This window comes from Exiguobacterium aestuarii, assembly GCF_020171655.1.
In the GTDB taxonomy this organism is placed as follows: Bacteria; Bacillota; Bacilli; order Exiguobacteriales; family Exiguobacteriaceae; genus Exiguobacterium; species Exiguobacterium aestuarii_A.
Genome location: NZ_JAIVAC010000001.1, coordinates 759172 through 785720 on the forward strand (window position 1 = coordinate 759172; position 26549 = coordinate 785720).

A 26549-nucleotide genomic window follows, 5' to 3' on the forward strand; every position below is an offset into this window, starting at 1 on the left:
CTCTTTATGAGATGCTTACGAGTTGAATCGAATGAACCGTTCGATTTGTCGCTCTGATTTTCTCGCTTCCCGTCCGACCCAAATGAGGTGTCCCGGGCTGTTCAGGATCGTTAGCTGAGCATGGGGAATCAACCGCTTCGCATAATGAGCATGGCGTAAGGGGACGGCTTTGTCATTTTTCGAGTGAATGATATAGGTCGGACACGTCACACCGAGTAAGACTTCGCTCGATACACGCTGTTTCAAATCGAACTGGGCCCCAAGGCCAAACGCCATTTGATTGGCGACACGCTTGAGGAGGAAGATGTCATAAGGAGACACCTCTTCTCGAATCGTCTCAAGTGCCAACACACTCGTCGATTGAATCATGCGTGCCGTCGCTTCGAACGGATGTTTTTGAATGGCACGAGCAATGAATTGTTTCATGATGTATTGAAGTGCGATGAATGCGGGTTGGACAATATTTCTGCTGACTGTGTCCCGATACGGAAAATCGACGACACTCGTTACAGCCGCAGCTAGCGTCAAGCTTCGTACACGTTGGTTTTGAGAAGCGAGTTCAATTGCGGTCGGTCCTCCGGCAGAGATGCCATAAACATGATATTGATCAATTTCTAGCATTTGCATCAAGTGAGCGAGTCGGGATGCAAAGAGTTGAGGAGATGCTGAAAAAGAGTACGGTGTTTCTCCATATCCGGGTCTAGATGGGACTATGACCCGAAAACCGGACAAAACGAGCTGGTCCACATGGTATGGTTCTAAACTCGATGACTGGGTCCCATGAATCAGTACGATCACAGGACCGTGGCCACGGTCTATATATTCAATTTTTGAGCCGTCGACGTGTGCGTAATATTTCACTTCAGATGGCGCCTCCTTAAACAGTTTGTAATGGAAAATACCTTTATTTCGTGGAAATAAAATGATAATGTCTGTTTATACATATTATAGATATAGAAATGAAAGGGGATAGAACCGTGAATAACCGAGAGCGGTTACTTGAAGTTCGGCGTTTCTTCGAACGTTACACGGACGAAGCAAATCCTAAAACACTAGAAGATTTGCTCGAATACTTGTCAACAATTGGAGATACTTCTAAGTTAGCAAAAAAATCGGTGAAAGACGATATCCAAGCACTGAATAATTCGGGGTTTGAAGTGCAGGATGAATTGGAGAAGAATGGTCTCGCCAAAAAATATTGGCACTCTGCTCGTTTGTTCGAGATTCACGAACTTCGAATGATGGTCGATGCCATCGTCGCAGCCAAATTCATCTCAGAAGACGTGACCGAAGAGATCGTTGAAAAGCTTCAAATGCTGACGAGCAATCCTGAGGCGCAGACGTTACAATCAATCATTAAGACACCGAAGAAAAAACACGGACAGATTCCATACCATATCGACCGCATTCAGCGAGCGATTCATGAACGGAAAGCCATCTCGTTCCAATATACGGATGTCATCGGATTCGACGTGACGAAGCGGACGTTCCCGCTCCGTCGTGAAGGAGAGCGGTACGTCATCAATCCAATCGACTTGCATTGGAATCACGAACAGTATTACTTGATTGGCATCGATGAATCGATCGGAGAGGTTCGGAACTATCGGGTCGACCGAATCGTCAACTCCGAGATTGTAGAGGACGGCACCATTCGTCCGAAACACCATCTTCCAGATGACTACTACCAAAAGTCCTTCAATATGTACAACGGCTTGGATGAGCAAATCGTCTTGTCGGTCGATGAGCGCGTTCTTCCGGTCATCTTCGATAAGTTAGGAGAAGACGTCTCTGTGTCTGAACATGAAGAACGCTTCCTCATCCGTTTCGATGCGGCCGTGTCTGACGGATTCATTTACTGGTTGCTCTCTTTAGGGGCACAAGTAGAAGTCGTTGAACCACTCACGCTTCGCGACCATATGAAGGCAACGATTGAAAAAATGGCAAATACTTATGAGAATACAAGCATTCATTCATCCATCGAGTAATCAGATGTGCTATACTGCTTGCGACACTTAATGAAGGGGGACAGGCGGATGTTGAATTGGATGCCATTGATCATTCCGATTGTCGCTGTCATTTTCGTAACGATCGTCGCAAGACGCGCCATGAAAATGGATAAAGAGAACTAACATGAAGAGACATCATCCTTGATTGGGAGATGTCTCTTTCGCTATGGAGGTAGAACGTGGATACGATTACACATACGTTATTCGGTCTAACGCTATATGGTGCAGCCGATAAACGTGATTTACAACAACATGAAAAACGAGCCTTATTCGTCACGACGCTCGTCGGGAGTCAAATCCCGGACAGTGATGTGATTTCAAGACTATGGGACACGGAAGGAATGTATCAGATGTGGCACCGCGGCATCACCCACTCCATCTTTCTCGTCCCGCTCTTCGCACTGCTCATCTACATACTCGTTCGTCTTCTCTTTCAAGTGACGGACATCCGTTATTTTTGGTGGGCTCTGTTGTCTGTATTCATACACAACACATCTGACTTGTTCAATGCGTGGGGGACTGGCTACTTCGAACCGATCTCGGACGTGAGGATCACATTCGGTGTGATCCCGATTGTCGACTTTGTCTATTGGGGCATCTTCTTGGTCGCCTGGCTCGTAGCCCGTAAACAAGAAGTGCGCTATAAGACGTATCGGTATGCATGGGCTTGCCTCGTCCTATATGTCGCGATTCAAAGTGCGCAAGGAGCTTACTTGTATCAGGCATATGCAGATGAATATGACGAAGTGGCGCTCTCGGCTTCTTTTATCCCGACGCAGTTCACCGTCATCACGAAGACTGACGAAACCGTATCGCTTTTTAAAGACTCCATTTATCAAGAAGCAACCTTGCAATACAACTTGACGTCTGACGAACAAGTGAGTCTTGAACCATTGTTTGAAGCGAATCAAGAGGCACTCACATTGACTAAATGGTCACCGTTCGTTGTCATCGTGGCAAATGAAGAACGGCTCGGCGTCTTTGACCCACGTTTTTATGACGGAGAGTCTTCTTTCTTATACGAATATATAGAAAGGTAGGATCAATCGATGGAACCCATCCGCTATCTCTTTATTTTCGCTTACGAACAGGCACTCAGTTGTATTTTTCCAGTCGCCATCTTCGGTGCACTCGCCGTCACGAAATTTGTAGAGTTGCCGTTTCCCCGTTACGATGTCTTATTTATCTGGTGTGTGCTCGTCCAAGTGTTCCTCGTAAAGACAGGACTTGAAACAATCGAAGAAGTGAAAGTCATCAGCTGGTTCCATGTCATCGGTCTTGGACTTGAGCTATTCAAAGTACAGATGGGGTCATGGAGCTATCCGGATGAGGCGTTCACAAAAGTATGGGGCGTCCCGCTCTATGCGGGCTTTATGTATGCGAGCGTCGGGAGTTATGTCGTTCAAGCGTGGCGTCGTCTCGATTTACAGTTTACGAAGATGCCTAACCCGATCATCGCCTTCGGACTAGGCATTGCGATTTATTTCAACTTCTTCTGGCACCATGTTTGGCTAGATTTGCGATGGCTATTGATCGCACTCATTTTCTTGGCGTTTGGCCGCTCGGTTGTCTCGTACAAACTCGATGATCGGCGATTCAAGATGCCGGTCGTGCTGTCGTTCTTCTTGATTGCCTGCTTCATCTGGCTCGCTGAAAATATTGTGACCTTTTACAACGGCTGGGCGTATCCGGACCAGTTGAACGGTTGGGCCATCGTTGATTTAGGAAAACTGTCTTCGTGGTTCCTACTCGTCATCATCAGCATCCTGCTCGTGGCTTGGCAAAAGCGAAAGCTGGAGTATGAAACGACTTAACTCGACCTGTGTCGAGTTTTTTTGTGAGAAGCTTCGAATCTTTTTTCGAGGAAATTCGTATTATAAATTGAGGTGATTGGGTTGTTGGAAATTGTATTCTATTGGTTCATTGGATTATTGTGTCTGGCTTCTCTTGTCATCTATTGGATAGATTGGCGGAAAACACGCAATCGTGTGAAATTAGGTCAAGCCGTTCTCGCATTTTTTTGTTCTTTTCTTGTACTTGGAATGGCAGGTATGGAGACGTACGACCGTATGACGACGAATTACATTGTCGAGACGGGAGAATGTTATGTCGTCGATGACCGATCATCGAAGGGTTCATCGAACGTGAAGCTATGGTTCGGCGAGCGGGCGTACGGCTTCAAGGAAATTCCGGATGTTGCATATGGTCCGGGGCATGTTTTTACATGTCGCGCGACGATGACGAAGCAGTTTCAAAACGGAATTGATTATGAGTTGAGGTCTGAGGACGGCGAGCTGTTGTTTTCGACTTACTCACAAAAAAGTAAAAAATCCGATTGAGATGGAAGTATTCCAATAATCAATCGGATTGTTTTTTATCGGAAGAGAATCTTTTTTGACGAATGTTCTCTAAAAATATCGGAAGGAGATTCAAGAAAATCGCCGCAATCGTCAAGAACCACAATGCGCGTGACATTCCGGGCACCACATCCTTTAAGGCAGCCCAGTCCTCTGCTTCGACCCACATATTGATTAAGCTATACTCGGCGCATAGCGTGAGAGCAGTCAAGGACAGCGCAATCGCCATTGGCAGTTTGTAATCTTTCTCCATCATAAAGACAGTCAAATTCAATAGCGTGGCCCCGATGGCAGCTAATCCAAAAATAATCCACATGCTTCAACCCCCTAAATATTTCTATAAATCCATCATAGCATACATCATTCTCCATCATGATTTCTGAAAATTGTTTCTATTCACATAATAGTTATGCTAGAATCAATGGAAAGTGTCTTTGGATATAATTCCCTTTACAAAATGAAGGAATAACGAGAATCTTTCCACACTTATGATTGAGATATCTCATCTAAAGGAGACAGAACTATGGCCTATTTTGCACGAAAATCTGCACATCTTGTCATCGCATTCTTTGTCTTGATTGCGATCAGTGCGCTACCGACGCTCGTCGTTCAAACAGATTTTAGTCTGACGAGTTACTGGAACGGCATCCAACAACAGCTGGACCAACTCCAAAAGCTTGATGAGATTACATACTACAATGTCACCGCTCAAACAGATTTACCTTTATTACCTGCACTTGGACCGCTCGTCAAAGAGTCGGTCATCATTTTTACGACGGCGCTCGCCGTGTCGACCATACTTGGTCTCCTGTATGCCTACTACTATTATCGGAGCGGCAGGCGGGTTCGCACCGTCCTGCACCAAACGAGTCAGACGCTCGAGATGGTGCCTGATTTATTTTGGTTAATCTTCTCACAGTTTCTTGCTATTTCTATACATAGAGCAACAGGGTTTGACCGAATCGAAGTAGCTGGTGGGTTCGCAGAATACATACGATTTCTACCGATTGTCACATTGACACTGACAACGTTATTCTTCTTTATCAAATGGCTGACCATCCATATCCATGAACAAGAGGCCATCCCTTACCTTGAGCTTGCCCAAGCGAAAGGGATTCAACCTAGAGGGCTGTTTTGGAAGCATTTGTTGCCGAACATCATCTATCGCTTCTACCTCTTTTTTCGTTCAAACATCATCACCATCTTATCGACACTTCTCATCGTTGAATATTTGTTCAACGTCCAGGGACTGTTTCGATTCGCCGTCTACAACCCACAGATGGAGATCTTGCTCGTCATTTTATTCGTCATCTATATCCCGATTTTTCTGTTGGATTTACTGATTGAATGGATTATTCCGAATGCATGGAAAGGAGGGATTTGATGCGACGCGTATTAATGCGTGACCCGATTTTTATCTTCTGCTTTGTCATTGTCACGGGTCTATTGCTGATGAGTGTTGGAAATACCGTGTTTCGTGATGGGAACGTAGATCAAACGCTTATGCTGTACTCGGATGAAGGGAGACTCATCGGAATACCACCACTAGAACCTTCGAAATATCAATGGCTCGGGACAGACAATGCTGGATATGATTTATTTCAGATGCTCGTGGAAGGATTTAAATGGACCGTTAGTATCTGTGCGATTGTCGCACTTGGACGAATGGTCATCGGCTTATTGATAGGGATACCGCTTGCTTTTAGAGGAGCGCGATTGAATCACTTTTTTAAAACGTTGCTCGATGGATTCTTGATTTTGCCGATATCTTTACTCGCATTGATGATGCTCGCCTCGACGATGATTTTTTGGGATTCGACACAAGTGCCTCCACTATGGGATCGGGTGAAGATTGAGCTAATCGTTTTAGTCGTTCTCGGATTACCTGCCGTCACGCTATATCTCATCACGGAGATTCGTCAATTGTTACAACAAGAGTTTATGATTGTTGCCCAGACACTTGGTGGCAGCGTCTGGCATCGCGTGAAACTTCATCTCTTGCCCCATCTGATTCCGACGCTTGTCATCGTATTTATGCAACAATTCGTACAGACGCTCATGTTGCTCATTCATCTTTCATTGTTTGGAATCTTCTTTGGAGGGACTGTTCTTTTGCATGAAGGAGTCATGCCGACGATTTATGAATGGTCTTCGATGTTTGGATACTATTTCGGACAATTCACAGCGATGACATGGATGACAAATCATCTATTCCTGATCCCTGCGATTGCGCTCGCGGCGTTGATCTTTATCTTTAATTTATTGACCAGTCGACTCGAACGGGCGTTCCGTCTACGTCGACAAGAACCGATGGTGACCGAAATAAACATCGCACAATCAGAAGCAGCAGCCGCGTCGCTCGACAATCCGTTTTCTCTCGTAGATGCGAGTGTATCATTAAAGAATGAACCGGATGATATCTTATGATGTCATCTGGTTTTTCTATGCCAAATCGACTGAACCCTCATGATTGCGGGAACGTATATAACAGAAAGAAGTGACAAATCAGAAAAGGAGTGAATCAACGTGAAAGCTGCGATTTGTACGGCGTATGGGGGACCAGAAGTGTTCGTCATTCAAGACGTAGACCGCCCGAAACCCAAAAGCAATGAGCTACTGATTCAAGTACATGCATCGGCCGTTCACTCAGGAGATCGAAGACTTCGCGCACTGGACGTTCCTGTACTCGGACAACTACCGATGCGGATAGTTATGGGGCTCAAGGCGCCAAGACAACCGATTCTTGGAGTCGTGTTGGCAGGTGTAGTGGTAGAGGTCGGTAGTGGTGTAAAGAGCTTTCAAGTAGGGGAGAACGTCTATGCGCTCACCGGGATGAGGTTTGGTGGATATGGGGAGTTTGCTTGTGTGAACGAATCGAAATGTGTGGTTCAGATGCCCGAGCATGCCAGCTTTATCGAGGCGGCGGCACTTCCGTTCGGAGGGACGACCTCATTACATTTTTTACGGAAAGCAAACATCGAACGGGCGACAAATGTTTTGATTTATGGTGGCTCAGGTGCAGTCGGCTCCACTGCCGTACAGATTGCAAAACATTTCGGCGTACATGTCACAGCAGTTTGCCATGAGCGGAATGTGGAGCTCGTAAAGCGACTCGGGGCAGATGTGGTCGTCGATTATTCGAAAGAAGGCTACGACCGCGAATTGGGTACGTATGATGTGGTGTTTGATGCGTCTGGAAAAATCGATAGGCGATTGGCTCGAAAACATGTTGCGGAGAACGGGTCATTCCGTTCTGTTGCGGGACAGGGGCCAGCGAGTGAACGAAAAGAGGATTTGAGGTTCTTGAACGAATTGTTTGAAGCAGGAGAGCTGAAACCCGTTATTGATTCAGTTTATCCACTGGATGAGATTGTCGAGGCACATCGATATGTCGATCAAGGGAAAAAAGTTGGGAATGTGATTGTGACAATTGAATAGGAATGAATCAGATGATTGATAGTATTATGAAAACAGGATATCAATGTTGAACTTCATAGTGAGGTACGTTCTACCATCTCACTTACATATAAATAGCAGACGTGGGCAATGAGACGGAGGAGTAATGATGAATATATTAATTGGACAACCTAAAATGGAGCAAGATCTTAAGCAATTAAAGCTAGAGGTTGAGGCGAACCCGACAGTAGACTTGATTCTCTATCCGGAGGGATATTGTAAATATACAGAATTAGATATGATCCGTCAGTTAGCTAGTGCATTCAAGACGGCAATTGTTTTAGGTTATCGGGATGATACGAATAAAGATCGGGTCCTCATTGTAAATAAGAAAGGTGAAACGCTGTTAACGCGACGGAAAACACCTGAAAGTGTGCGCTTGTTCATGCCATCAAGTGTCAAGGACGGAGCGGAGGAATACGGATACTTACTTTGCAGGGAGATTTTTATGGGGGTAGAGGGATTAAAGAATCATGAGCATCTATCAATCATATTCAATCCAATCGGGGTCGGGATGTTTAGTGAAGAACAATTCATGGAGTGGTCCGAAGAAGCGAGAAAGATTGCGATGGAACGTAAAGCGATGATTATCGGAACGAGTCACGCGGATGGGTCGTATCGAAATTGTGGTGTATCGATACCAATCGCGTATTGTTATGATGAAAAGGGTGAAGAAGTGTTTCTATCGAAAAATGATACGAGGACGAGAGTGTTAGATACTGTTTCAAAAGGTACAATGATTGTCTGACCTATTATAATATTATTAGCATTTTGTTATTTCACATACCGTATTTTAACTTAATAATAGAAAGAGAGAATGTATGAGATACCCATTCAAACGAAAACACAACAAAAATTGTACTTGCTCAAAATGTGGCAGGAATACAGAAAGTGAAGTTGGTTTTGGATCAAGGATGCCAACAGTTCTAAATGGAATGACAACACGTGAGATGAAAAAACGTGTCGTATTGACAGATGATGTATGTGTCCTCGATGAAGCCCACTTCTTCATTTACGGATGCCTTGAGATTCCGGTCATTGGGGAAGAGAATCCATTCATCTGGACCGTCTGGGTATCACTCAGTCCGGATAACTTTTTCAAAGTCATCGATTCATGGGATGAACCCGCTCGTGTTGACCTCGACCCGATGTTCGGCTGGCTATCGACAGACCTTCCCATCTATCCGGACACCATCAATTTAAAAACGAATGTCCATATGCGTGAAGTCGGACTACGCCCGTTGATCGAACTCGAACCGACGAATCATCCTCTTGCCATCGAGCAGCGCAATGGCATCACGAGGTCGAGGGTCGATGATATTTTCCGACTCGTTGAAGGTGATGAATAAAGGAGTCAGGCCATTTGTAACGAGCTGTTAGGCATGGATATGAGTTCGGCAGCATATAAAAAATACAAATGAATGACCAAGTAAAGGGATGAAGAATAGTGATGAGGAATGTGAGGGAAGATTTCATGAGAATCACAGAAACGATGCTTTACACGAACCGGCTTGACGAAATGAAACGTTTTTATACGGAAAAACTTGGATTATCAGTCATTGAAGAAGACTCGACGAGTTTTCGAATCAATCTAGGTGAAGATACGCTGGTGTTTCAAGAGGCAGCGACCGTTCAAGAGCGACAGTATCATTTCGCCATTAATATCCCGTCCAATCGATTCAAAGAAGCGAAAGAATGGATCAAATCACGTGTCTCACTTTTACGTGAAGATGGGGAGGATGAGATTTATTTTGAAGGGATTGATGCCTCGTCACTTTATTTTTACGATGCGGACGAGAATGTCGTCGAATTGATTGCTCGACACTCGATTAACCGAGAAAGTGATGCAGAGGTATTTTCTACTGATGATTTTCTTGGAATCGGCGAGATGAGCTTGACTGCAGTAGACCCGCTACATGTCGCACAGGAACTTACGAATATCGAGATTCACCGCCGAGACGGCAAACCGATTGATGAGCATCACCTCAATTTTTTAGGCGCACCGAACAGCGATACATACATATAGTTGGTGCCTCCAGGTCATGTGTGGCTGTTTTCACCAAAGCTGTCGATCCCGAGTCCTATTCAATTGACCATCAATCGACAATATGTCATTGAAATCGATGAGAATCATGAACTGAGCATCCATATGAATAAAAAATGAGTTCATTCCTGAACTCATTTTTTTTCGTCTTCACTCAAGTACATCCGAATCTCATCCAAACTCATAAATGAATTCTCTAAGGTCACTTCAAATGATTTATCTAAACAATCAATAGTAAGTGGTTCGCCATCTAGACGAGAGTATCCTTGTAACAGTGGTTTGATGCGTTCATGAACGATTTGTGCCTTTACGAGTGTGGTTTGAGGAAAGAGGATGGCAAACGTATCTGAGGCGACCCGATATTTTTTATCGGTCCGTCGTGTCGCTTCATGTAATTCGTCGCTGAAATAATCTAAAAACCATTCATATTCGGATTGTCCATAACGTTTTTCGAAATCATTTAGGAGAGGTAATGTGACGAATGTGACGACGAACGTCCCACCGTTTCGGATCAATCGATCCCGCTCTGCTTCAAGGTCCATGAAGAATCGATTACGATTATCAAACCCTGTCTCAGGATCGACAGCAATTAATTGACTGACTCTCGCTTCTGCGACGCTCAACGCAAATTGAGAGCGAAAAAGACCGACTTGAAGCAAGTAAGCAAGACTCGTCAACATCGCTAACAACAAAAGAATAATGAATTGCTTAAGGACGGGATACGTATAGCCGGACATCATGATTAAAAAGTAAGCGCCGAACCCTAACGCGATCAGGACTCCAGAGGCTCGGTGTATGAGTAGCGTTGAAAGAAAGAGGACAGGGATACAAATCATCCACCAGACCGGTAGATTGTTCATCATCAGAACAGAAGACAATAGAGTACTGACGATCAATGAGCCAACGATGAGCGCAATCAGTTGAAGTGACGTGGCAGACCAATGTCGCATCTCATCTCCCCCTTCCCAAAAGAAATAAATTGCAATAGTAACACTATTATCCATTTTCCGAAATAGTGATGATTCAAACCGATTCGTACACTTGATTCATTATAAGTGATTCTTTAATTGAATAACGGGATATTTTTGAAAATACGCCAATGTTTCAGAACACTTCTTTACCGAAAGAGGATTCATTGATTGGTGTATAATGGAAATGAGGTGATGACATGAATCAAAAACATATCTTAATTGTCGGTGGTACCGGAATGTTAGCTGAGGTCACATCTTATATGGCAAGCGAACATCTTGTCACTGTTATCGGGCGAAATCCGGAAAGAATGGCAAAAGTCGTTCGACGAAACCCTGAAACGTGTCATTCGCTACTACTTGATTATCGTAGCGAACAGGATTTATCAAAAGGGCTACAAGAATTGATCAAGCGATACGGACCATTCAAACAAGTCATCGCATGGGTACACCGGGACTCCGGGAAGGCGATGCAAATCATCTTGAATCATTCCTTGCATGCAGATGTTCTACATATTTAAGGGAGCCAGGCGAACTCCGAACAGGAGAAACGGTCTTTATATATAAACGAACAACAAACGTACCGACAAATCCAACTTGGCGCGATTTATGAGCATGAAACTTGGCGTTGGCTGACACACGAAGAGATTGTGAAGGGTATACTAACCGCTTTGCATCAACAATTTGATTATCAGTGTATTGGTATAAATAAGGAGGAATCGGATGCTCACGAAAGAAAGAATGAGTGAATTGATGAAGAAACATCATGTCTCTCAAATAGATATGGTATTTGTTAATGAGAGTGAAGAAATGTCTGTATATCGAATGGGAGATGCTTCTCCTGAGGGCAGAATGTTTGCCGCCTGTTCCCTCAGTAAACTTGTAACGACTATTCTTATTCTTAAGCTAGTTGAAAACCGGAAGCTGAGTCTAGACTCTCCAATCAACGACTATTTTGCCTCTTTTTCGTTGAATGATCAAAATGGTATGCGTTCCCAGGTCACAGTCCGTCAACTCATCCAACATCAAGGGGGTCTGGTCGATTTACCGAATCAGTTTGGAACAACGGTTCAACGTACAAGCTTTCCGTCAATGAAAGAAATCCTATCGGGCACGACACCATATTATGAACTTCCTGTGTTTGTCCAGTCACAGGAAATAGGTAAGTTCCATTATTCAGATGCAGGTTACTGTTTACTTCAATATGCGATAGAGGAATGTATGTCATCTACATTCGAAAAGATTATGTCTGATTTTATCTTTACACCACTCGATATGAAAACGAGTTCGTATGACTTGGAGATAGTGGAGAAGTTTGGCGTTAATGGGATTGAGCCAGATGAATCAATCGTTTCTGCATATACTTGTTTTTACCCGTATCCCGCAGCGAGCGGTCTATGGACGACGACTTCGGATTTAGCGACGCTCGTCAACGCGATTACGACAAAAGGGTTCTTGAATACTGAGTCAAGAAGGATCCTGTTCACAACCTCTTCTATGAATGCTGAAGTAGGACATGGTCTATTTCTAAATCCGAATGAACCGAGTAAAGGATTCTCGTTCGGTTGGGGTATTGGGTTTCAAAGCATACTCGTAATGGAGAAAAACTCTCCAATATGTTTGATCTGTTTGTCAAATCGGAATGAAGGAATTCATCAGTTTGAAGGGATGATTGGACAGGTGCTACGTGCATACACATAACATAACGTGAGGAGGTATAAACGTTGGCTAGACACTATTCAACGGGAGAGGTCGCAAGAAAACTGAACGTGTCTGTGCGTACGCTTCGATACTATGACCAAATCAATTTGGTCACCCCCTCGTATACGAACGATGTACAGAAACGATTTTATAGTGACGACGAAATGTTTCGGCTTCAAAAAATCATGCTTTTAAAATCGATGACCGTCCCGCTCGATGAGATTCGGAGAATCTTAGATGAGGAATCTCTTACAAGCATCTTGTCCGCCCATCTTTCCTCGTTAGAAGAAAAGATAGAGGAATTGAAGCAGGCGCAGAACCATACAGTCACGCTCCTTCAATCCATGCAGCTCGAAAATGAAAAAATCGATTGGACGAAACTGCAAACTATTCAAGCTAAATCAAATGACCGGAAACAATGGACGGACTATTTTACGGAAGAAGAGTCTGATTCATTGCAATCAAGTTTACCTAAATTAGAAGACGGTGAGCATGATACGAAAAAGTGGATCAACTTGATTCGGAGAACCGAAATTCTAATCGAACGTGGGGTCGCCCCTTCCTCAAAAGAAGCCCAAATTCTTAAAGAAGATTTGACTTGGTTAACAGACGAGACATTTGGAGACAATCAACAATTGATTGAATCATTTTGGAAGATTCGAAAATCAACTGATGCATCGAATGAATTAGGACTGTATCCAATCGATGCATCGATACTTGCCTATATTGATTCACTATATCAAGAGATAGCAGACTGATTCCCTCATGCCAATGCAGTCAATAGAACGGCTAGCCCATTAAAGGTGCCATGGATGAGCATGCTGGAATAGATAGAGTTAGTCCGTTCATATATCCAAGCGAACACTAGTCCCGATACAAAATTGACGAGTAACGTGTTTGTCGTCGGTAAATGAGCGAGAGTGAATATTCCAGCACTTACGATCATCCCGATCCCAACCCCAAATCGTTGCTCAAAGAAGCGGTATAAGAACCCACGATAAAAGATTTCTTCATAAATCGGTGAAACGATAGCCGCCGATCCAAACGCAATCAGTATGGAGATAATCGACAAGTCACTTTGTAAACTCTCTGTTTTTGTATTCGACGTACCGATACCGAAATATGATTGGACTATGACGATGATGATACTGAGTCCAATTAGCACAATTGTCCATAGAAAGATGATGCCCGAATCTTTCAATGGAAAACGGCGAAGTCCTAACGTTTCCAGCGATAGGGTTTGAGGACGTATTGCGACGAGATAGAGGACAGTCATAAATATTATGGCTAATAACAGGCCGATACTTGTTCCTGAATAGAGGGTGTTTCCCCATGATTGCTCTAAAAAGTTGTGTAAGTGTTTTTCGATGAGTAGGGGCGTCACTCCGAATAGAAGAATCATTGTGATTGCGAACTGATTCCATGTCCAAATGGGAGTTGTTTTCTTTTGCATTAGACTGAACATCGTGTTTCCTCCTCATGTCGTTGTAGCCCCATCATATCGGGTGACGTAACGTCACCTGCAAGCAGAAAAATAAAAAAGGAGTAATAAGACTATGAAACAGTGGATTGGATCAGCTGCTTTATGCATCAACGACGAAAAGAAAGTTCTGTTCGTAAAGAATCGTGACGTACAAAAATGGAGTTTGCCATCAGGTGGTTTAGAAGAAGGAGAAACTCCTGAACAGTGTTGCCTGCGTGAAGTGTTAGAAGAGACGGGCTATCGCATTTCGATTAATCAACGACTACATATCAAACGAGCCATCCTTTCAAACTATCAAGTCGAGACGCATTATTTCTTGGCAACGTGTGAGGAGCGAGTGGCGACTGCCATAATCGACTCGGACATCGATGAAGTCAAATGGTGTTCAATTCATGAATTAGAACGGTTGAACCATGCATTTCCGGAGGATCTTGAGATGATTAAACGATGGAGTTTTATGAATGAATCAATTCTCTAAACATACATCGAATCGAACAAGCCGGTCATATAAAAACGACCGGCTCATAACTTAAGACGCTTTTTCAATTTGATTGTGTATGAAATACTCCCGTTTCGAGCGGTCGCGAATGACATATATGGTGTAACAACCAACGAGGAAGAAGACAATCGAGAATGCGAGATAGACTGGGCGAATCCCGACCATTTCGGCAAGGAGTCCATTCCCGAATGTGAGCAGGATGACGAATAGCGACTCTGTCACATTGATGACACCAGAGAACCGGCCCATGATTTCGACAGGAACATGGTGTTGATAGAATGACAAAAATCCGGTATTGGCGAACGCAAGCGCGAACGTCAGGATAAAAAATCCGATGGAAGCCATCGTGAACGAAGAAGAGCCTGCGAATAGGAGATAGCCGACTGGTGTCATGATTGCCCCGAATCCGATACAAAACGATAAGGATAAACGGTGACTCCATCTTGAATTGATGAGTGACCCAACGATAATTCCAATCCCAGCGATACTGACGAGAAAGCCATATCGGCTCTCAGACAAGTGAAGGACTTGGGTCGCAAATGACGCTTCCAACGAATCGAGCCCAGACATGAAGATGGTCATGACACAGAACAATCCATAGATGATCGTCACATATCTGGCATTCGAAGCGAATCGGATGACGACTTTCCAATCTTCGATAATTAATCGGACGGAGAAGGATTCAATAGATGCATTCGTTCGAAGATGAGACGGAAGGCGCGACAACATTCCGACCGAGGCAACGAGTGCGAACGCATTCACGAAAATTGCAGTTGTTGGACTCCCAACTAGGAAGAGTAGTCCGGCAATCATCGGACCTAAAATAAATCCGGATGACTGCACAAAGTTCTTCATTGCATTGAACTTTTGTCGATTCGAGGCAGGTACGAGTTGCGTCATGTAGACCAGACTTGATGATTCGAATAGCGAGCTCATTACATTGAGGAGAAAGACAATCCCGTAGATGAACCACAGAGACTCAATCCAGCCTAAGCTGAACACGAGGAACGCGCGTAAACCATCCAATATCATCATCAGTCGCCTCGTATCGACTCGGTCAATCAGGCTACCTGACCAAAGATTCGAGATGAGCGAGGCGAGCGGAACTAACACATAGAGAACTGAGACAGCAAACGGCGAACCAGTCATTTCTAGGACAATCAGGTTGAGCGCGATAAAGTATACCCAGGCACCGAGGTTTGAGATTCCAACACTGACGAGTAGCAGCGCAGAGGTTTTTCGAAACGAGTTCAAGTCAATAACTCCTTCTATTTTTTATAATTTTCGGAACGCAAAAAAAATCCCACCCCCAAGAACGAATTCCTGGGGACGAGATTCTCATCGTGGTGCCACCCCTGTTCATCCGCACGTCACCGTACGAACCTTGTTCGGTACTGCCGAACGAGTCGGACTATACCTCAACTCTATAACGGGAGTGCCCGTCGCCATATCCCTCGGGGTGAGTTCCATGGCGCTGCTCAGAGGCTTGTTTCGACCAACGTTCTTTACTCCTTTTCACCGGGCGGAGCTCTCTTCGAAAGATTCATTGATGTACTGTTCTCTTCATCGCGTTTGTCAAATCATTTTGGTAAGGATAGCATATTGTGAAAATATTGGAAACAACATTTTATTGAATCTAACTCTACTCGCAATCAGTCAAGAAGTCGGGTTCAATAGTTCGGCTCAACTGAACAAGCATTTCACGGAATGGGTAGGCTACACCCCGGCTCGATTCCGTGAGAATAAAGGGCATCAGCTCAAACGTGATTAGAGAGCTTCAATCGATTTTGGATTTGGTGGGGGAGGGCGTTGAACGGTCCCTTGCAAAGTTGTACCGCATCTACATGATAAAACGTGCTCGTCTCCTCCATATTCATCATTTGATCACCCAAATCGTAAAGGAAAACGGGTTTGTTCGTCCCGAGTGCAATCCCGAGTTCGACGTGTGCGCCTTTGCCTCCAGGCAACAGGATGACGACGAAGTCCGCTGATTGAATTCCAGCGACTTCTTCTTCACCAATTGAGCGTAATGCATCAATCGAAGCGGCACGTTCGTGTTGTGTCCAGTCATACGTATGCGTGTGACCGAGGGCACTCAGCTCATCACGGATGAAACGTACTTCTTCCTTATTTGAAAAGCTTGAACCGACATAAAATCGCACAAAAAAACCTCCAATTCGTTATAGATGATTCATCTGGTAAAGCGCTACGAAATAAAACATGGTGATCAACAGACAACAGAGTACAAGGAAAGAAATCACGCTAATCAGGACGAATTTCATCAAAGTAAGTGGAACGTATGATTGAATCAAGCGCGTGATCGATATAGACGAGAGGACGAGTAAAATGATTGTGCCAACTAACCAAATATAGTCATACGCGATGTTTGGCATCTGCCAAAAGTAGACGATTGTTATGACGATTAGACTGAAAGCCATCACCAAATCTTTATGCTTTCGTGTCATCTGAAACCTCACGCTGATGTTCCAACTTCAACCGCACTTGTTCGGCATCTTCCGCATCAAACGTACTGTACCACCTCACATAATCGAGGTCGATGATTCGATAATGTCCGCTGACGATATTTTGTTGAAGAGTGAAGTATGGTCCTTCTTCGATTGCGTGCCAGAAAACACGTCCTCCGAGCGTCTTTTCTTTCGGTTCATATGTGTTCGCGGTCGCAATCAGTTTGACGAACTCGACCGGGTCATCACCGATTAAATGGATGAGGATCTCACTCTTATTGAACAAGGCGCATAGCGTCACTACGGTCGACCAACTGGCTTCATTCCGTTCTTTCTCGATTTGAATGAGTGTTTTTTTGGATATGCCAAGTAAACTCGCCATCTCATCTTGTGAATGCTGGGATTCAATACGAATCAATTTCACTTTTCGAGAGACTTGTCCAATAAATTCAGATTTTTGCATATAGTTTTTTTCCTTTCTATTCGTACAACTCAAAGTGACGCCGAGCTAATGAAGATCAGGATCCATGAGATGCCGAGAAACACGGTGAATAAGAGCAGGCAGACGACGATATAGCAGGAAATGTATTGCCAATATGTGAATCGTTTCGATTGATAAAAGTGATATGTAAAACTGAACGTCGCGATGCCGATGACTAAGAATGCGACGATATCCCAGATGATGCCGACCTTCAAAAACGATGGAGTAAGATACGATGCAACAAGTGCAAGTACAACCGTCACCACTCCAGTAGAAATGGCAGCGGATGGCGTTGAAGTGTTTTCCAACATAATCACCTCCTAATATATTACAAGTGTAATTTTACACTAAAAGTAGACAATGTCAATTTCAGAATCTAAAAAACCCTTCTCTAAGGAAGGGTTCCGTCACTCGTCATGTTTATTCGTTAAGTATGTCGTCAGTGGGTAAACACCGATACTTTGTATGATCAGGGAGAGTAGAATGACGGCGAACGCGAGGGATATCATTTCGCTCGACCCGGCAATTTTCTCTGCCTCTAGCCAGAGCACGAGGGCAATCGACATCGTTCCTTTGATTCCCGACCACGTGAGTAAGGAAGTCGCCGTTAAATCGTCTTTAAATTCCTTACGCCAGACGGGGACCGAATAGACGAGGCCGCCGACGACGATGAACCGGGTCACGATTGAAAGTAAGAATAAAAGAACGGCGAACGTCCAGAGCGATACAGACAAATAGCTGGTCGCTTCAATTCCAATCAATAAGAACAAGAGAGCGAGCAACATCGGTATGACGATGTCCCAGAAACCATCCAAGTGACGCTGGACCGATTCGTAATCCTCTTTAGTTCCGAGTTCGTGAGACAACATCATACCCGCTGTCACCGTTGCGAGTACACCAGACACTTCTAGCGCATCGGCGAGGTAGAAGGCACCATATGCAGTCACAATCGTCAACATGACGAGCTCATGCTTTTTAAAGCTGACAATCATCAATTTCTTAAGTAAAAATCCAGAAATGAAACCGATGCCGATTCCTCCGGCAGACACAATCAAAAATTCGGTCAAAAAATTGAAGGTGGAGAAACGCTCTCCCGTTGCGAACATACTGAGAAAAATGGTGAAGATGACCACACTCGTTCCATCGTTCACCATCGATTCACCTTCGACAACATCCGCAATCCGCTTCTCACCTTTACTCCGCTTTAAAATCGCGGTCACGGAAACGGGGTCGGTCGGAATCAAGATGGACGCTAATAAGAAGGAAGCAGTCAGGCTGAGCGGGGTGAAGAACTCACTGATCCAAAATGTGCCATATCCCATCAAGATGGCGGTCAAGACAAGGCCCACCGTACTCAATATCGTGATGATCCCGATATTGTCCTTCAAATCTTTGTATTTGAACTGATAGGCAGATGTAAAGAGAAGTGCAGGCAGGAACACCTCGAAAATCATATCTTTTGAGATGAACACCGAATCAAAAAAGGCGATATACGAGAGACCAATCCCGATCAAGACCAAGATGACCGGAACAGGGAAGTAATTGCGTTTGGAATCAATCAAATAAATGAAATAGCCAATGAGTAGTAATGTGATCACCTGTTGCGCAATCATAACGACGTCCTCCTCTACATTCAACATGCTATACACTATCTTCCCATTCAAGGTCTAATCAAACGGGAAATGTGGAATATAGGGGATAGTACATTCATTTCATATAGGGAGGAATCGATATGGGAAACCCAATTGGCGATTTGTCGTGGACGTTTTATTCAGAGTGTGAGGTGCCGAGTGATATCACCGAGACATTCATCGATGGAGAGCGGGCCGTAGCTGCCTACAAGACGGTGCGTGACGTCGCCGTATTCACGAACAAACGCCTGATTGTCCGTGACGCACAAGGGCTCACGGGGAAGAAGATTGAAGTCTACTCACTTCCGTACGACTCGATCAATATGTACTCGACGGAGAACGCGGGACGCATGTTCGACTTGAACTCAGAAGTCCAACTGTTCACGCGCGCGGGAACGATCAAAATCAATCTGAATAAAAAAGTGGATGTGCGTAAGTTCGACCGTCTGCTCGCGGAAGCAATTTTGTAAAACAGTGGACCGAAAAATCTTCGGTCCTTTTATTTGGATTTTTCTGACAATCCATAATCTTGCATGATACGATAGGACATAATGTGTGACGGAGGTTACGATGCGATTTACAACCCGATTATTGATGATCATGCTCGGCAGTTTGGTGTTGGTGACTGGATTGATCCATCTGGCTCGTCTATTTTGGGAATGGTTTCACGACCCTACGGAGGGAGGGATTGTGCTCCTTTTTTCTGGAGAGGATGGTGAGAGCAGCGGTTTTTATGAAGGGAAGTCACGCCAGATGAGAGAGGACGATGAATTACAGTTCTTGAATATCGACTTTCTAGATTACACGTTCGGAGCAGATGGGACGGTGACGGAGTCAGGGAGTTCATACTGGTTATGGTTCCTTATTGGAGGATTGATTGTTTTAATGATTCTACTGATCATCGCGATGCGAAGAAGAAAGCGTGTCGTCTCGACCATTGATTTCTCGAGTGACGCCGTAAAACGAAGACTGAGAAAGACTAAAGCAAAAGAGTTTGTAGAATCCAAAGAGATTCAATGGACCGATAGCGAGATTCGGAATGCGCTCATCCAGTTCAACTTGGATTTACCGGTTTCATTAAAGCATCAATCGAATGAGACCGTTTTGGACTGGTTCAAACGAATCGGTGTTGAAGAGGTGGACCTCTCTCCTTATTGGAAATCGAGATATGTGGATGAAGGAGTGACTGATGTAGAATCTAGACAGTTTCGAGAGGCGTTACAGTTCATGCGATTGGAAGAGGATAAGGGGTGATTGTGTATGAACGATGAAATAGAGGTGGTTGATTTCGATCTGCAGAAATCAATGGGCTCCGCTCGTTTGGTAAAGTCCAATCATCGATTCTACATTAATTGGGATGAGCTGGTCATAGACCTTAAACAGCATGAATATGTCTCGGGTATTCGAATCATCGACGAGAATTACTTGTTCATTTGGGCGTTTACGTTAGAAGGAGAACCAATCAATGCGTGGGTGCTGGATACGCATGGACAGATCAATCATTCCTTTCATGCAGGAAACGCAATTGCAGCAGTTGTAATGAACGATACGGGAATCTGGATTGGATATGGGGACGAGGGCATCTTTGGAGATGGGATCTCGAGCGAGGCACTCGTCTGTTTCTCAAAGGAGGGAAGCGTACATTTTCGGTACAATCAAGAAGTGAGAAAGGCCCCAGTTCTTCATGATTGTGACGTGATGTGTGCGTCAACGAATGGAGTTTGGGTCATCTCTTCAATCGATGCTCGTCTCGTCCATGTCCAAATGAACGGACGGATTGACTCCTATCCGATGCCCCGTCATCTCCTTGACTGTTCGTCATTGATGATTGAAGACGGTGTTGCCTATGTCATGAAAGACGAGCAGGTGTATCGCTGGCCATTCGAGGATAGAAAGCGTGCCGAACTAGTCGAAAGTTAACGAAGATATTAAGTAGATTAAATGGGCAATCAATTGAATTCTTTATCGCATTGAGAGTCAGTGGATTTAGTCACAAAATTAAAGGTAAAAAAAGCTAGGGGTATTATTTCACATACCGGAATCATACTAAATATGTGTTTAAATCATGAACAGAAAATAATCCGCTCTCACTCAAGAATTGCTTTAACAGATGGATATGTCCTAAACCATAAAGTACAAAGATGCGATCATTTGATTCCCTTAGTGACATCAATTCCTTAAAAATCATTAAGTTACGAAAATACCAGTAGTGTGATACCCACCTAGTACCAGACACTTCAAGAGATGCAATCTCTAAATAGGCGCGATGCATAGATAATGTAATTGTAGGGTGATTGATTTCTTTATAATAGTCAGAAATCGTACGACTCTTAAATATTTTTTCGATATGATTCATGACATCTTGTTGGGATGATAATATTTCCTCCATTTCTCGCTTCTCATCATGAATAATGGTTTCTAAACTGAATCCCTCATCCTCATTCCAATCGATTGGATATACGAAATCCAGATGAGATTGTTGTGCAAGTCGGAATGCAATTTGTTCACGTTCGTTAGCGGTTGCTAATTCCGGCTGCTGAATGATACGTTGTAATTGCTCATTTATGTATTCTTTCTTTGAAGTATTCATTTCTACACATACTTTAGTAGGTTCAAATTTTGCTAATTGATTCACGAATTGTTTAATTTCTAACTGACGTTTTTCGCTTAACACATCTGGCATTTCCGGCATAAAAAAATCACCATTGTTTGGCATGTTTAGATGTGTTGTGCCAACGAGCAATATATCTGTTTTATTCATAGCAATTCTCCTAATCAATTTGATGTATAGTGTTAACTACGCTTATACTTCTTCTAGGTTTCATATCTTGTTACTTGATTTCAAAAGAACCAAGTCAATATTTCTCATGGACCTTCGAGTTCATCCTAGTTAATAAACTTGTTAAAAATCTACATAGAAATGAGGAATTCACATGATCCGTTTCGGCATCATTGGTACAAACTTCATCACAGACTGGTTTATCGAAACAATCAATCAGTTGGATTACGTAGAAGTGACGGCACTTTACTCGCGCACGGAATCACGTGTTAAAGAATACGCAGAAAATCACTCCATTGTACATACGTTCACGTCACTTGAAGAGATGGCTCAGAGTGATGTCATCGATGCCATCTATATTGCGAGCCCGAACTCACTTCACGCCGAACAGAGCATCTTGTTCATGCAGCATGGGAAACACGTCCTCTGTGAAAAACCGCTCGCCTCGAACGTCCAGGAAGTCACTCGTATGATTGAAGTCGCAAAGGAGAACCACGTCGTCTTACTTGAGGCATTACGTAATCTGTTCATGCCGAACTTTGAACGGGTTCAACAAGCGATGGAACAAATCGCTCCGGTTCGCCGAGCCGTCTTCAATAAATCGCAGTATTCTTCACGGTACGACCTGTACAAAAAAGGGGAGAACCCCAACACGTTCAATCCTGATTTTTCGAACGGCTCGTTGATGGACCTCGGTGTCTATCTCCTCGGACCTGCTTTGAAACTGTTTGGTCAGCCGAAAGATATCCAGGCGAACGGCGTTACGTTAGAATCTGGAGTGGACGGGAGTGGTACGGTCCTTCTCTCTTATGCCGACCTTGACGTAGTTATCATGCACTCAAAGATTCATGCGACATCGACGCCTTCTGAGATCATCGGTGAAAAAGGGCGTATCGTCATCGATGATATCGCGACGTGCGATGAAGTCCGTCTAGAGTTACGGGATGGCACTTCAGAAATCATATCAGAAACGCAAAACGCTCCGATGTCATATGAGATTGAAGCATTTGTGCGAGCAATTGAAGCTAGGAACTCAGAGACGGATGCGCATTCAGCAACTGATATGATTCGTCTTGCTGATGTGATGACAACGGTGCGAAAACAAGTTGGTGTGATTTATCCAGCAGACAAATAAGTACACAAATAAAACGGTCCTCGATGTCATGTGCGCATCAAGGACCGTTTTCATTATTCTTTGTTCAAATAGAGATATCTCAGAAACAGTCCCAAGACAATCGTCATGACGACGGCAGGGATGAGTCCGATGAGCAGTAATGTGTTCATACGGTTTCCTTTCTGAGCGATTCGAGTCGTTCACGCATCTCATCAAAAGAATGGCTATCCGTCAACATACTGAGCTCTGCAGCGGCGAGTTCTTTCACTTGAGTCGACCACTCTCGTTCAATCTCGATTTCAGAATTCCTGATTTCCTCGTTTGCCCGCTCGACCTGCTTCTTATGAATGCTCTCGAGACGAGTGCGAATCATGTCACGGAGGAGTGCCGTCAATTCATCCTTCAGTTGTGTCCGACCATCTCCTTCGAAAAATTGACCAGCGTTCTTATAGCGCTTCAACACCGACTGATATGGTGGTGTTTCGAGATGAATCGGTTCGACAGCCTCTCGTAGCCATGCCACGTCGAGTTCACGGTCGAATTCAAGCGTCGGTAGGAGAGACGCTTGACGTTCGGTCAACCGTTCGACCAAGGCTACGAATTCGCGTTTAACGTATCGCTCCAACCGATACTGGAACAATTGGAGCTCTTGCTGGATATCATAGGCGTATTTATCGAGTGTACGTCCGAGTGCACGCTCTAGGCTCTTCCTCGACCCGTCGACCTCGACCGGGTGGAAGGTCTCTTTGACGAAGTCTGAGAGACGGAGAAGCGAACGGGTCTCGAGGTGGGCGAGGAGTTCTTTCGCTTCCCGGTCAAACAGGTCGATGAGTGCTGATACACCGAGTGCCGGCGGGTTCTCGAGTAAGGCATTCAATTGTTGGCGACGATGTTCTTTCGCCGACGCGTCTTCTTTCGCTTCGTTCAGAACACGATCAAATGCAGCGAGTAGTGCTGTCGTTTCTTCCTGGATACGCATCGCGTTGGCGAGACGAAGGTCTTTGTCGACATAGCGTTCAAGTGTCGAGACGAATCGATCGAATCCTTCGTCATCCCCTTGCATGGCGTTTCGGCTTGAAATGGGGAGAACGGTCGGTCGTCGGACACCGAGCGCGGTCAACTGTTGAGAGACATAGCTTGTGACCGCATCCTGTTCTTCATCATCTGTCGCAAGATCGGAGGCGTTCACGAGGAAGAACATCTCATGGTCTCCGGTCCCTTGGACACGTCCGAGCTGAATGACGAGCTCACGGTCCGCTTCCGTGAACGCATGATTATAGTACGTGACGAATAAGACGGCGTCTGCGTCACGCATGTAGCCGAACTGTACCTCGCTATGACGATTGAACTGTGAATCGGCACCTGGCGTATCGACGAAGACGATGCCACGTCGTGCCCAAGGGGAGTCGAGGTACAGTTCAATCTCTTTCACGATACAGCTTTTCTCTTCTTGTGCGACGAACGCGCAGAACGTGTCATAGTCGACGACTTCCGTTTGTCCAAGATAATCGAGCGGTGCCGCTTTTACGGCGTTGACGAACGGGTGATCGACATCGAGTGAGGCGAGGGAAGTCCCGTAACCTTGTAGCTCATCCTCAAGTTCATCTCGTGATTTGAAGGTGATCATCGCTGTTCGATTCGTCCGACCATCTGGCGGTACGATTTTCGTGATCGATGCCGTCAATGGGTTCGGTGAGGTCGGTAAAACCGTCTCCCCGAGAAGGGCATTGAGGGTTGACGATTTTCCAGCCGAAAACGCACCGAAGATGGCGAACGTATATTGCTCATGCTTCGCGCGCTCGATTTTCTTACGTAATGTCGAGACACGGGAGCGGAACAATGGGTGATTCTCTAATATTTCACATACCGTATTTTCATAAGAAAAATTAAAATCAAACAAGTCATAATCATCTTCTAACATCGACGTCGATGCAACCTCTGATTCAACAACATTCGACTGTTTTTCGGGAAGGTACGTCGCGTCGACATAGTTTCGAACGGCCAACTGATCGAACTGATTCGAATCAAGTTGTAACGTCTCATATTTACCGATTGCATGTAGACGATTTATGAGGCGTAAACGTAATGCTTCATTGTCGAGCGCTTCATACAACTCGTCTTCTTCAGTCGAAAATTGTTCCAAGCGCATGTTTACTTCAGCTTTCATATACATATCCGTCGAATGGACCCAAGGTTCCGAGACTTTCGTCACCCATGACGCAAGGGCCGTCTCGATGTCACGACTGAACTGTAACACCGTATCACCACTGAGTGATGCGCCGGACTTCACTTGTTCAGTGATAAGTGAGCTCGGTGCAATCGGGAGGACATCACCTTTCGGTAGCAAGGTCTCTGGAAGTTTCAAATCCCGAATGATGTCTTCTGCATATTTCACGAGGTGCGGACGTAAATTCATATCAATCAAACGGTTGAACTCTTTTACGGCCACGTCTTCACGACGAGTGCGTTCTTGTTTTGTTTTCTCTTTCGAGAACAAAAGACCGACCTTGAAGGAAGGGGCACAACTCTCGAGATAGAAACGTAGCAATTCACGGAATTCATAGGTCATGATGGGTGCACTCTCGACGATTGGTGCTTGATGTTTGAAGAATTCACGACGGAATGATGTCCACCATGCCCGTTTCTTCTCAAGGCGGTGCAGGCGAGATTGCATTTCCTTCGGACTCTTCTCATAGGTCGGTAATTGATCCAACATCGATTGAATCGAAGTTTCGTTGCGTTGGACCAACGTATTGATCAATGCATCCGCATGCTCGACTTGCTGCTGTCTTGATTCTTTGATGACATGCCGCACATACGAGCGCAAACGCTCGACTTCGTTATGAGGATGTTGTAATTCCCGAAGTGAAATATAGAACGTGTCGTTCGGGACGATGTCATGATGACGGAACGCTTTCGTCAATGACGCCTTGAAGTCCACAAAGGAGAGTTCGTTTTCATCATGCTTATCGATTTGATTGATGATAATGGAATAGGGGCGTCCTTCCCGGCTAAATTGTTTCATCAGTCCGATGTTTTGTTCCGATTGGACATGGTTGTAATCCATCATAAAGAACAAATGATCGGCCAAGAAGAGCGATCGTTCCGTTGCTTGGCGATGTCGTTCATCCGTTGAATCAATCCCTGGTGTATCCATCAACACGACATGTTCATCAAATGGGAATCGGTCGATTGTATACTCGACTTCCTTGATTTCCTCCACTTTGCAATAGTCACTGATGTTTGATAGGGAAGAAGCGTCTAATGAAATCCAATCCGTATCATTGATCGCGACGGCTGCCGCTGATTTTCCACCCCGCAACGTGACGATATTAGCACTTGTCGGAATCGGACTTGTCGGAAGGAATCCATCTTCTAGCCAGTCATTGAGCAATGTCGACTTCCCGGCTGAGAAGTGACCACAGACGGCAATCCAAACTTCTTCATTCGTTACTTTTTGTAGGGCGGTGCGGGCGAGTCGTGCTGCATCCGTCATCTCCTCTTGTTCAAACGTTAAAGCAAGCCGTGCTAATTGTTCTCTTTGTTCGTGCATGTTTCCCATCCC

General features: G+C 44.7%; 30 protein-coding genes and 1 other annotated feature. Of the genes, 18 read left to right on the forward strand and 12 right to left on the reverse strand.

Annotated features, from left to right (window positions below; genetic code table 11):
- Positions 1-15: 15 nt before the first annotated feature.
- The gene (locus LCM29_RS04020; protein WP_224861040.1) at positions 16-861 is read right to left on the reverse strand and encodes an alpha/beta fold hydrolase; all 846 of its coding nucleotides are present in this window, start codon (positions 859-861) and stop codon (positions 16-18) included.
- Between the two features lie 116 nt (positions 862-977).
- Here LCM29_RS04020 and LCM29_RS04025 point away from each other — a divergent pair, with 116 nt between their 5' ends.
- The 4 genes from LCM29_RS04025 (at position 978) to LCM29_RS04040 (ending at position 4345) form a co-directional block, all read left to right on the forward strand.
- Positions 978-1985 (forward strand): helix-turn-helix transcriptional regulator, encoded by a 1008-nt coding sequence (locus tag LCM29_RS04025; protein WP_214874341.1) that lies wholly within the window; start codon positions 978-980, stop codon positions 1983-1985.
- 200 nt (positions 1986-2185) lie between these two features.
- Positions 2186-3046: a metal-dependent hydrolase gene (locus LCM29_RS04030; protein ID WP_214874342.1), complete on the forward strand. Its 861-nt coding sequence runs from the start codon at positions 2186-2188 to the stop codon at positions 3044-3046.
- A gap of 9 nt (positions 3047-3055) precedes the next feature.
- Positions 3056-3820 carry a DUF817 domain-containing protein gene (locus LCM29_RS04035; RefSeq protein WP_214874343.1) on the forward strand — a complete coding sequence of 255 codons (765 nt, stop codon included), beginning with the start codon at positions 3056-3058 and terminating at the stop codon, positions 3818-3820.
- Positions 3821-3904: 84 nt separating this feature from the next.
- A complete protein-coding gene (locus tag LCM29_RS04040) occupies positions 3905-4345 on the forward strand; it encodes a hypothetical protein (RefSeq protein WP_214874344.1) in 441 nt (146 codons plus the stop codon).
- A 19-nt stretch (positions 4346-4364) separates the two neighbouring features.
- On the opposite strand, the gene LCM29_RS04045 is transcribed toward LCM29_RS04040, so the two are convergent.
- Positions 4365-4679, reverse strand: coding sequence for a hypothetical protein (locus LCM29_RS04045; protein ID WP_214874345.1), 315 nt, complete (start codon positions 4677-4679; stop codon positions 4365-4367).
- 207 nt (positions 4680-4886) lie between these two features.
- On the opposite strand from LCM29_RS04045, the gene LCM29_RS04050 reads away from it, so the two are divergent.
- From LCM29_RS04050 to LCM29_RS04075, 6 genes are all read left to right on the forward strand, one after another.
- Positions 4887-5747: an ABC transporter permease subunit gene (locus LCM29_RS04050; RefSeq protein ID WP_214874346.1), complete on the forward strand. Its 861-nt coding sequence runs from the start codon at positions 4887-4889 to the stop codon at positions 5745-5747.
- Complete coding sequence (locus LCM29_RS04055) at positions 5747-6790, forward strand: ABC transporter permease (protein WP_214874347.1); 1044 nt, start codon at positions 5747-5749, stop codon at positions 6788-6790. The genes LCM29_RS04050 and LCM29_RS04055 overlap by 1 nt, the downstream gene beginning before the upstream one ends.
- A 99-nt stretch (positions 6791-6889) precedes the next feature.
- On the forward strand, positions 6890-7801 hold the full coding sequence (locus LCM29_RS04060; RefSeq protein WP_224861042.1) for an NAD(P)-dependent alcohol dehydrogenase: 912 nt from the start codon (positions 6890-6892) through the stop codon (positions 7799-7801).
- 127 nt (positions 7802-7928) lie between these two features.
- Positions 7929-8567, forward strand: coding sequence for a hypothetical protein (locus tag LCM29_RS04065; protein WP_224861044.1), 639 nt, complete (start codon positions 7929-7931; stop codon positions 8565-8567).
- A 73-nt stretch (positions 8568-8640) separates the two neighbouring features.
- A complete protein-coding gene (locus tag LCM29_RS04070; protein ID WP_224861046.1) occupies positions 8641-9168 on the forward strand; it encodes a DUF2199 domain-containing protein in 528 nt (175 codons plus the stop codon).
- Between the two features lie 125 nt (positions 9169-9293).
- Positions 9294-9845, forward strand: a complete 552-nt coding sequence (locus LCM29_RS04075; protein WP_224861048.1) for a VOC family protein — start codon at positions 9294-9296, stop codon at positions 9843-9845.
- A gap of 152 nt (positions 9846-9997) precedes the next feature.
- On the opposite strand, the gene LCM29_RS04080 is transcribed toward LCM29_RS04075, so the two are convergent.
- Positions 9998-10813 carry a GGDEF domain-containing protein gene (locus LCM29_RS04080; protein WP_214745123.1) on the reverse strand — a complete coding sequence of 272 codons (816 nt, stop codon included), beginning with the start codon at positions 10811-10813 and terminating at the stop codon, positions 9998-10000.
- Positions 10814-11031: 218 nt separating this feature from the next.
- Between LCM29_RS04080 and LCM29_RS04085 the strand changes: the two genes are divergently transcribed.
- From LCM29_RS04085 to LCM29_RS04095, 3 genes are all read left to right on the forward strand, one after another.
- The gene (locus LCM29_RS04085) at positions 11032-11352 is read left to right on the forward strand and encodes a hypothetical protein (RefSeq protein WP_224861050.1); all 321 of its coding nucleotides are present in this window, start codon (positions 11032-11034) and stop codon (positions 11350-11352) included.
- A 202-nt stretch (positions 11353-11554) separates the two neighbouring features.
- Positions 11555-12532 carry a serine hydrolase domain-containing protein gene (locus tag LCM29_RS04090; protein WP_224861052.1) on the forward strand — a complete coding sequence of 326 codons (978 nt, stop codon included), beginning with the start codon at positions 11555-11557 and terminating at the stop codon, positions 12530-12532.
- A 23-nt stretch (positions 12533-12555) separates the two neighbouring features.
- Positions 12556-13290, forward strand: coding sequence for a MerR family transcriptional regulator (locus LCM29_RS04095; protein WP_224861055.1), 735 nt, complete (start codon positions 12556-12558; stop codon positions 13288-13290).
- A gap of 5 nt (positions 13291-13295) precedes the next feature.
- Here the strand turns inward: LCM29_RS04095 and LCM29_RS04100 are convergent, their stop codons facing one another.
- Complete coding sequence (locus tag LCM29_RS04100; protein ID WP_224861057.1) at positions 13296-13997, reverse strand: CPBP family intramembrane glutamic endopeptidase; 702 nt, start codon at positions 13995-13997, stop codon at positions 13296-13298.
- 91 nt (positions 13998-14088) lie between these two features.
- On the opposite strand from LCM29_RS04100, the gene LCM29_RS04105 reads away from it, so the two are divergent.
- Complete coding sequence (locus LCM29_RS04105; RefSeq protein ID WP_224861059.1) at positions 14089-14493, forward strand: NUDIX hydrolase; 405 nt, start codon at positions 14089-14091, stop codon at positions 14491-14493.
- Between the two features lie 51 nt (positions 14494-14544).
- Here the strand turns inward: LCM29_RS04105 and LCM29_RS04110 are convergent, their stop codons facing one another.
- From LCM29_RS04110 to LCM29_RS04135, 6 genes are all read right to left on the reverse strand, one after another.
- A complete protein-coding gene (locus LCM29_RS04110; protein ID WP_224861061.1) occupies positions 14545-15768 on the reverse strand; it encodes an MFS transporter in 1224 nt (407 codons plus the stop codon).
- A 68-nt stretch (positions 15769-15836) separates the two neighbouring features.
- Positions 15837-16090: a binding site (T-box leader), on the reverse strand.
- A gap of 181 nt (positions 16091-16271) precedes the next feature.
- The gene (locus tag LCM29_RS04115) at positions 16272-16676 is read right to left on the reverse strand and encodes a nucleoside 2-deoxyribosyltransferase (protein WP_224861063.1); all 405 of its coding nucleotides are present in this window, start codon (positions 16674-16676) and stop codon (positions 16272-16274) included.
- Between the two features lie 18 nt (positions 16677-16694).
- Entirely contained in the window at positions 16695-16979 is a 285-nt protein-coding gene (locus tag LCM29_RS04120; protein WP_224861065.1) for a hypothetical protein, read from the reverse strand.
- Positions 16963-17442, reverse strand: a complete 480-nt coding sequence (locus LCM29_RS04125; protein ID WP_224861067.1) for a helix-turn-helix transcriptional regulator — start codon at positions 17440-17442, stop codon at positions 16963-16965. The genes LCM29_RS04120 and LCM29_RS04125 overlap by 17 nt, the downstream gene beginning before the upstream one ends.
- Before the next feature lie 29 nt (positions 17443-17471).
- Positions 17472-17768, reverse strand: a complete 297-nt coding sequence (locus LCM29_RS04130) for a hypothetical protein (RefSeq protein ID WP_214874358.1) — start codon at positions 17766-17768, stop codon at positions 17472-17474.
- A 99-nt stretch (positions 17769-17867) separates the two neighbouring features.
- Positions 17868-19073 carry a cation:proton antiporter gene (locus LCM29_RS04135; protein ID WP_224861069.1) on the reverse strand — a complete coding sequence of 402 codons (1206 nt, stop codon included), beginning with the start codon at positions 19071-19073 and terminating at the stop codon, positions 17868-17870.
- Between the two features lie 119 nt (positions 19074-19192).
- Between LCM29_RS04135 and LCM29_RS04140 the strand changes: the two genes are divergently transcribed.
- The 3 genes from LCM29_RS04140 to LCM29_RS04150 all read left to right on the forward strand — a co-directional run bounded on the left by LCM29_RS04140 (position 19193) and on the right by LCM29_RS04150 (position 21011).
- On the forward strand, positions 19193-19561 hold the full coding sequence (locus LCM29_RS04140; RefSeq protein ID WP_214692319.1) for a PH domain-containing protein: 369 nt from the start codon (positions 19193-19195) through the stop codon (positions 19559-19561).
- 100 nt (positions 19562-19661) lie between these two features.
- Positions 19662-20345, forward strand: a complete 684-nt coding sequence (locus tag LCM29_RS04145) for a hypothetical protein (RefSeq protein ID WP_224861071.1) — start codon at positions 19662-19664, stop codon at positions 20343-20345.
- 6 nt (positions 20346-20351) lie between these two features.
- Complete coding sequence (locus LCM29_RS04150) at positions 20352-21011, forward strand: hypothetical protein (protein ID WP_214874361.1); 660 nt, start codon at positions 20352-20354, stop codon at positions 21009-21011.
- A 121-nt stretch (positions 21012-21132) separates the two neighbouring features.
- Here LCM29_RS04150 and LCM29_RS04155 read toward each other — a convergent pair whose 3' ends face one another.
- Positions 21133-21852: a DUF5694 domain-containing protein gene (locus LCM29_RS04155; RefSeq protein WP_224861074.1), complete on the reverse strand. Its 720-nt coding sequence runs from the start codon at positions 21850-21852 to the stop codon at positions 21133-21135.
- A gap of 172 nt (positions 21853-22024) precedes the next feature.
- Here LCM29_RS04155 and LCM29_RS04160 point away from each other — a divergent pair, with 172 nt between their 5' ends.
- The gene (locus tag LCM29_RS04160) at positions 22025-23005 is read left to right on the forward strand and encodes a Gfo/Idh/MocA family protein (protein WP_224861076.1); all 981 of its coding nucleotides are present in this window, start codon (positions 22025-22027) and stop codon (positions 23003-23005) included.
- Between the two features lie 145 nt (positions 23006-23150).
- Here LCM29_RS04160 and LCM29_RS04165 read toward each other — a convergent pair whose 3' ends face one another.
- Complete coding sequence (locus tag LCM29_RS04165; protein ID WP_224861078.1) at positions 23151-26537, reverse strand: dynamin family protein; 3387 nt, start codon at positions 26535-26537, stop codon at positions 23151-23153.
- Between the last annotated feature and the right edge of the window lie 12 nt (positions 26538-26549).

Bases quoted from the DNA above. Each gene is read 5' to 3' on its own strand.
- LCM29_RS04035 (WP_214874343.1), top strand. From the start codon at position 3,056: ATGGAACCCATCCGCTATCTCTTTATTTTCGCTTACGAACAGGCACTC.
- LCM29_RS04045 (WP_214874345.1), bottom strand. From the start codon at position 4,679: ATGTGGATTATTTTTGGATTAGCTGCCATCGGGGCCACGCTATTGAAT.
- LCM29_RS04050 (WP_214874346.1), top strand. From the start codon at position 4,887: ATGGCCTATTTTGCACGAAAATCTGCACATCTTGTCATCGCATTCTTT.
- LCM29_RS04055 (WP_214874347.1), top strand. From the start codon at position 5,747: ATGCGACGCGTATTAATGCGTGACCCGATTTTTATCTTCTGCTTTGTC.
- LCM29_RS04065 (WP_224861044.1), top strand. From the start codon at position 7,929: ATGAATATATTAATTGGACAACCTAAAATGGAGCAAGATCTTAAGCAA.
- LCM29_RS04070 (WP_224861046.1), top strand. From the start codon at position 8,641: ATGAGATACCCATTCAAACGAAAACACAACAAAAATTGTACTTGCTCA.
- LCM29_RS04075 (WP_224861048.1), top strand. From the start codon at position 9,294: ATGAGAATCACAGAAACGATGCTTTACACGAACCGGCTTGACGAAATG.
- LCM29_RS04080 (WP_214745123.1), bottom strand. From the start codon at position 10,813: ATGCGACATTGGTCTGCCACGTCACTTCAACTGATTGCGCTCATCGTT.
- LCM29_RS04085 (WP_224861050.1), top strand. From the start codon at position 11,032: ATGAATCAAAAACATATCTTAATTGTCGGTGGTACCGGAATGTTAGCT.
- LCM29_RS04090 (WP_224861052.1), top strand. From the start codon at position 11,555: ATGCTCACGAAAGAAAGAATGAGTGAATTGATGAAGAAACATCATGTC.
- LCM29_RS04100 (WP_224861057.1), bottom strand. From the start codon at position 13,997: ATGTTCAGTCTAATGCAAAAGAAAACAACTCCCATTTGGACATGGAAT.
- LCM29_RS04105 (WP_224861059.1), top strand. From the start codon at position 14,089: ATGAAACAGTGGATTGGATCAGCTGCTTTATGCATCAACGACGAAAAG.
- LCM29_RS04120 (WP_224861065.1), bottom strand. From the start codon at position 16,979: ATGACACGAAAGCATAAAGATTTGGTGATGGCTTTCAGTCTAATCGTC.
- LCM29_RS04125 (WP_224861067.1), bottom strand. From the start codon at position 17,442: ATGCAAAAATCTGAATTTATTGGACAAGTCTCTCGAAAAGTGAAATTG.
- LCM29_RS04135 (WP_224861069.1), bottom strand. From the start codon at position 19,073: ATGATTGCGCAACAGGTGATCACATTACTACTCATTGGCTATTTCATT.
- LCM29_RS04140 (WP_214692319.1), top strand. From the start codon at position 19,193: ATGGGAAACCCAATTGGCGATTTGTCGTGGACGTTTTATTCAGAGTGT.
- LCM29_RS04145 (WP_224861071.1), top strand. From the start codon at position 19,662: ATGCGATTTACAACCCGATTATTGATGATCATGCTCGGCAGTTTGGTG.
- LCM29_RS04150 (WP_214874361.1), top strand. From the start codon at position 20,352: ATGAACGATGAAATAGAGGTGGTTGATTTCGATCTGCAGAAATCAATG.
- LCM29_RS04155 (WP_224861074.1), bottom strand. From the start codon at position 21,852: ATGAATAAAACAGATATATTGCTCGTTGGCACAACACATCTAAACATG.
- LCM29_RS04160 (WP_224861076.1), top strand. From the start codon at position 22,025: ATGATCCGTTTCGGCATCATTGGTACAAACTTCATCACAGACTGGTTT.
- LCM29_RS04165 (WP_224861078.1), bottom strand. From the start codon at position 26,537: ATGCACGAACAAAGAGAACAATTAGCACGGCTTGCTTTAACGTTTGAA.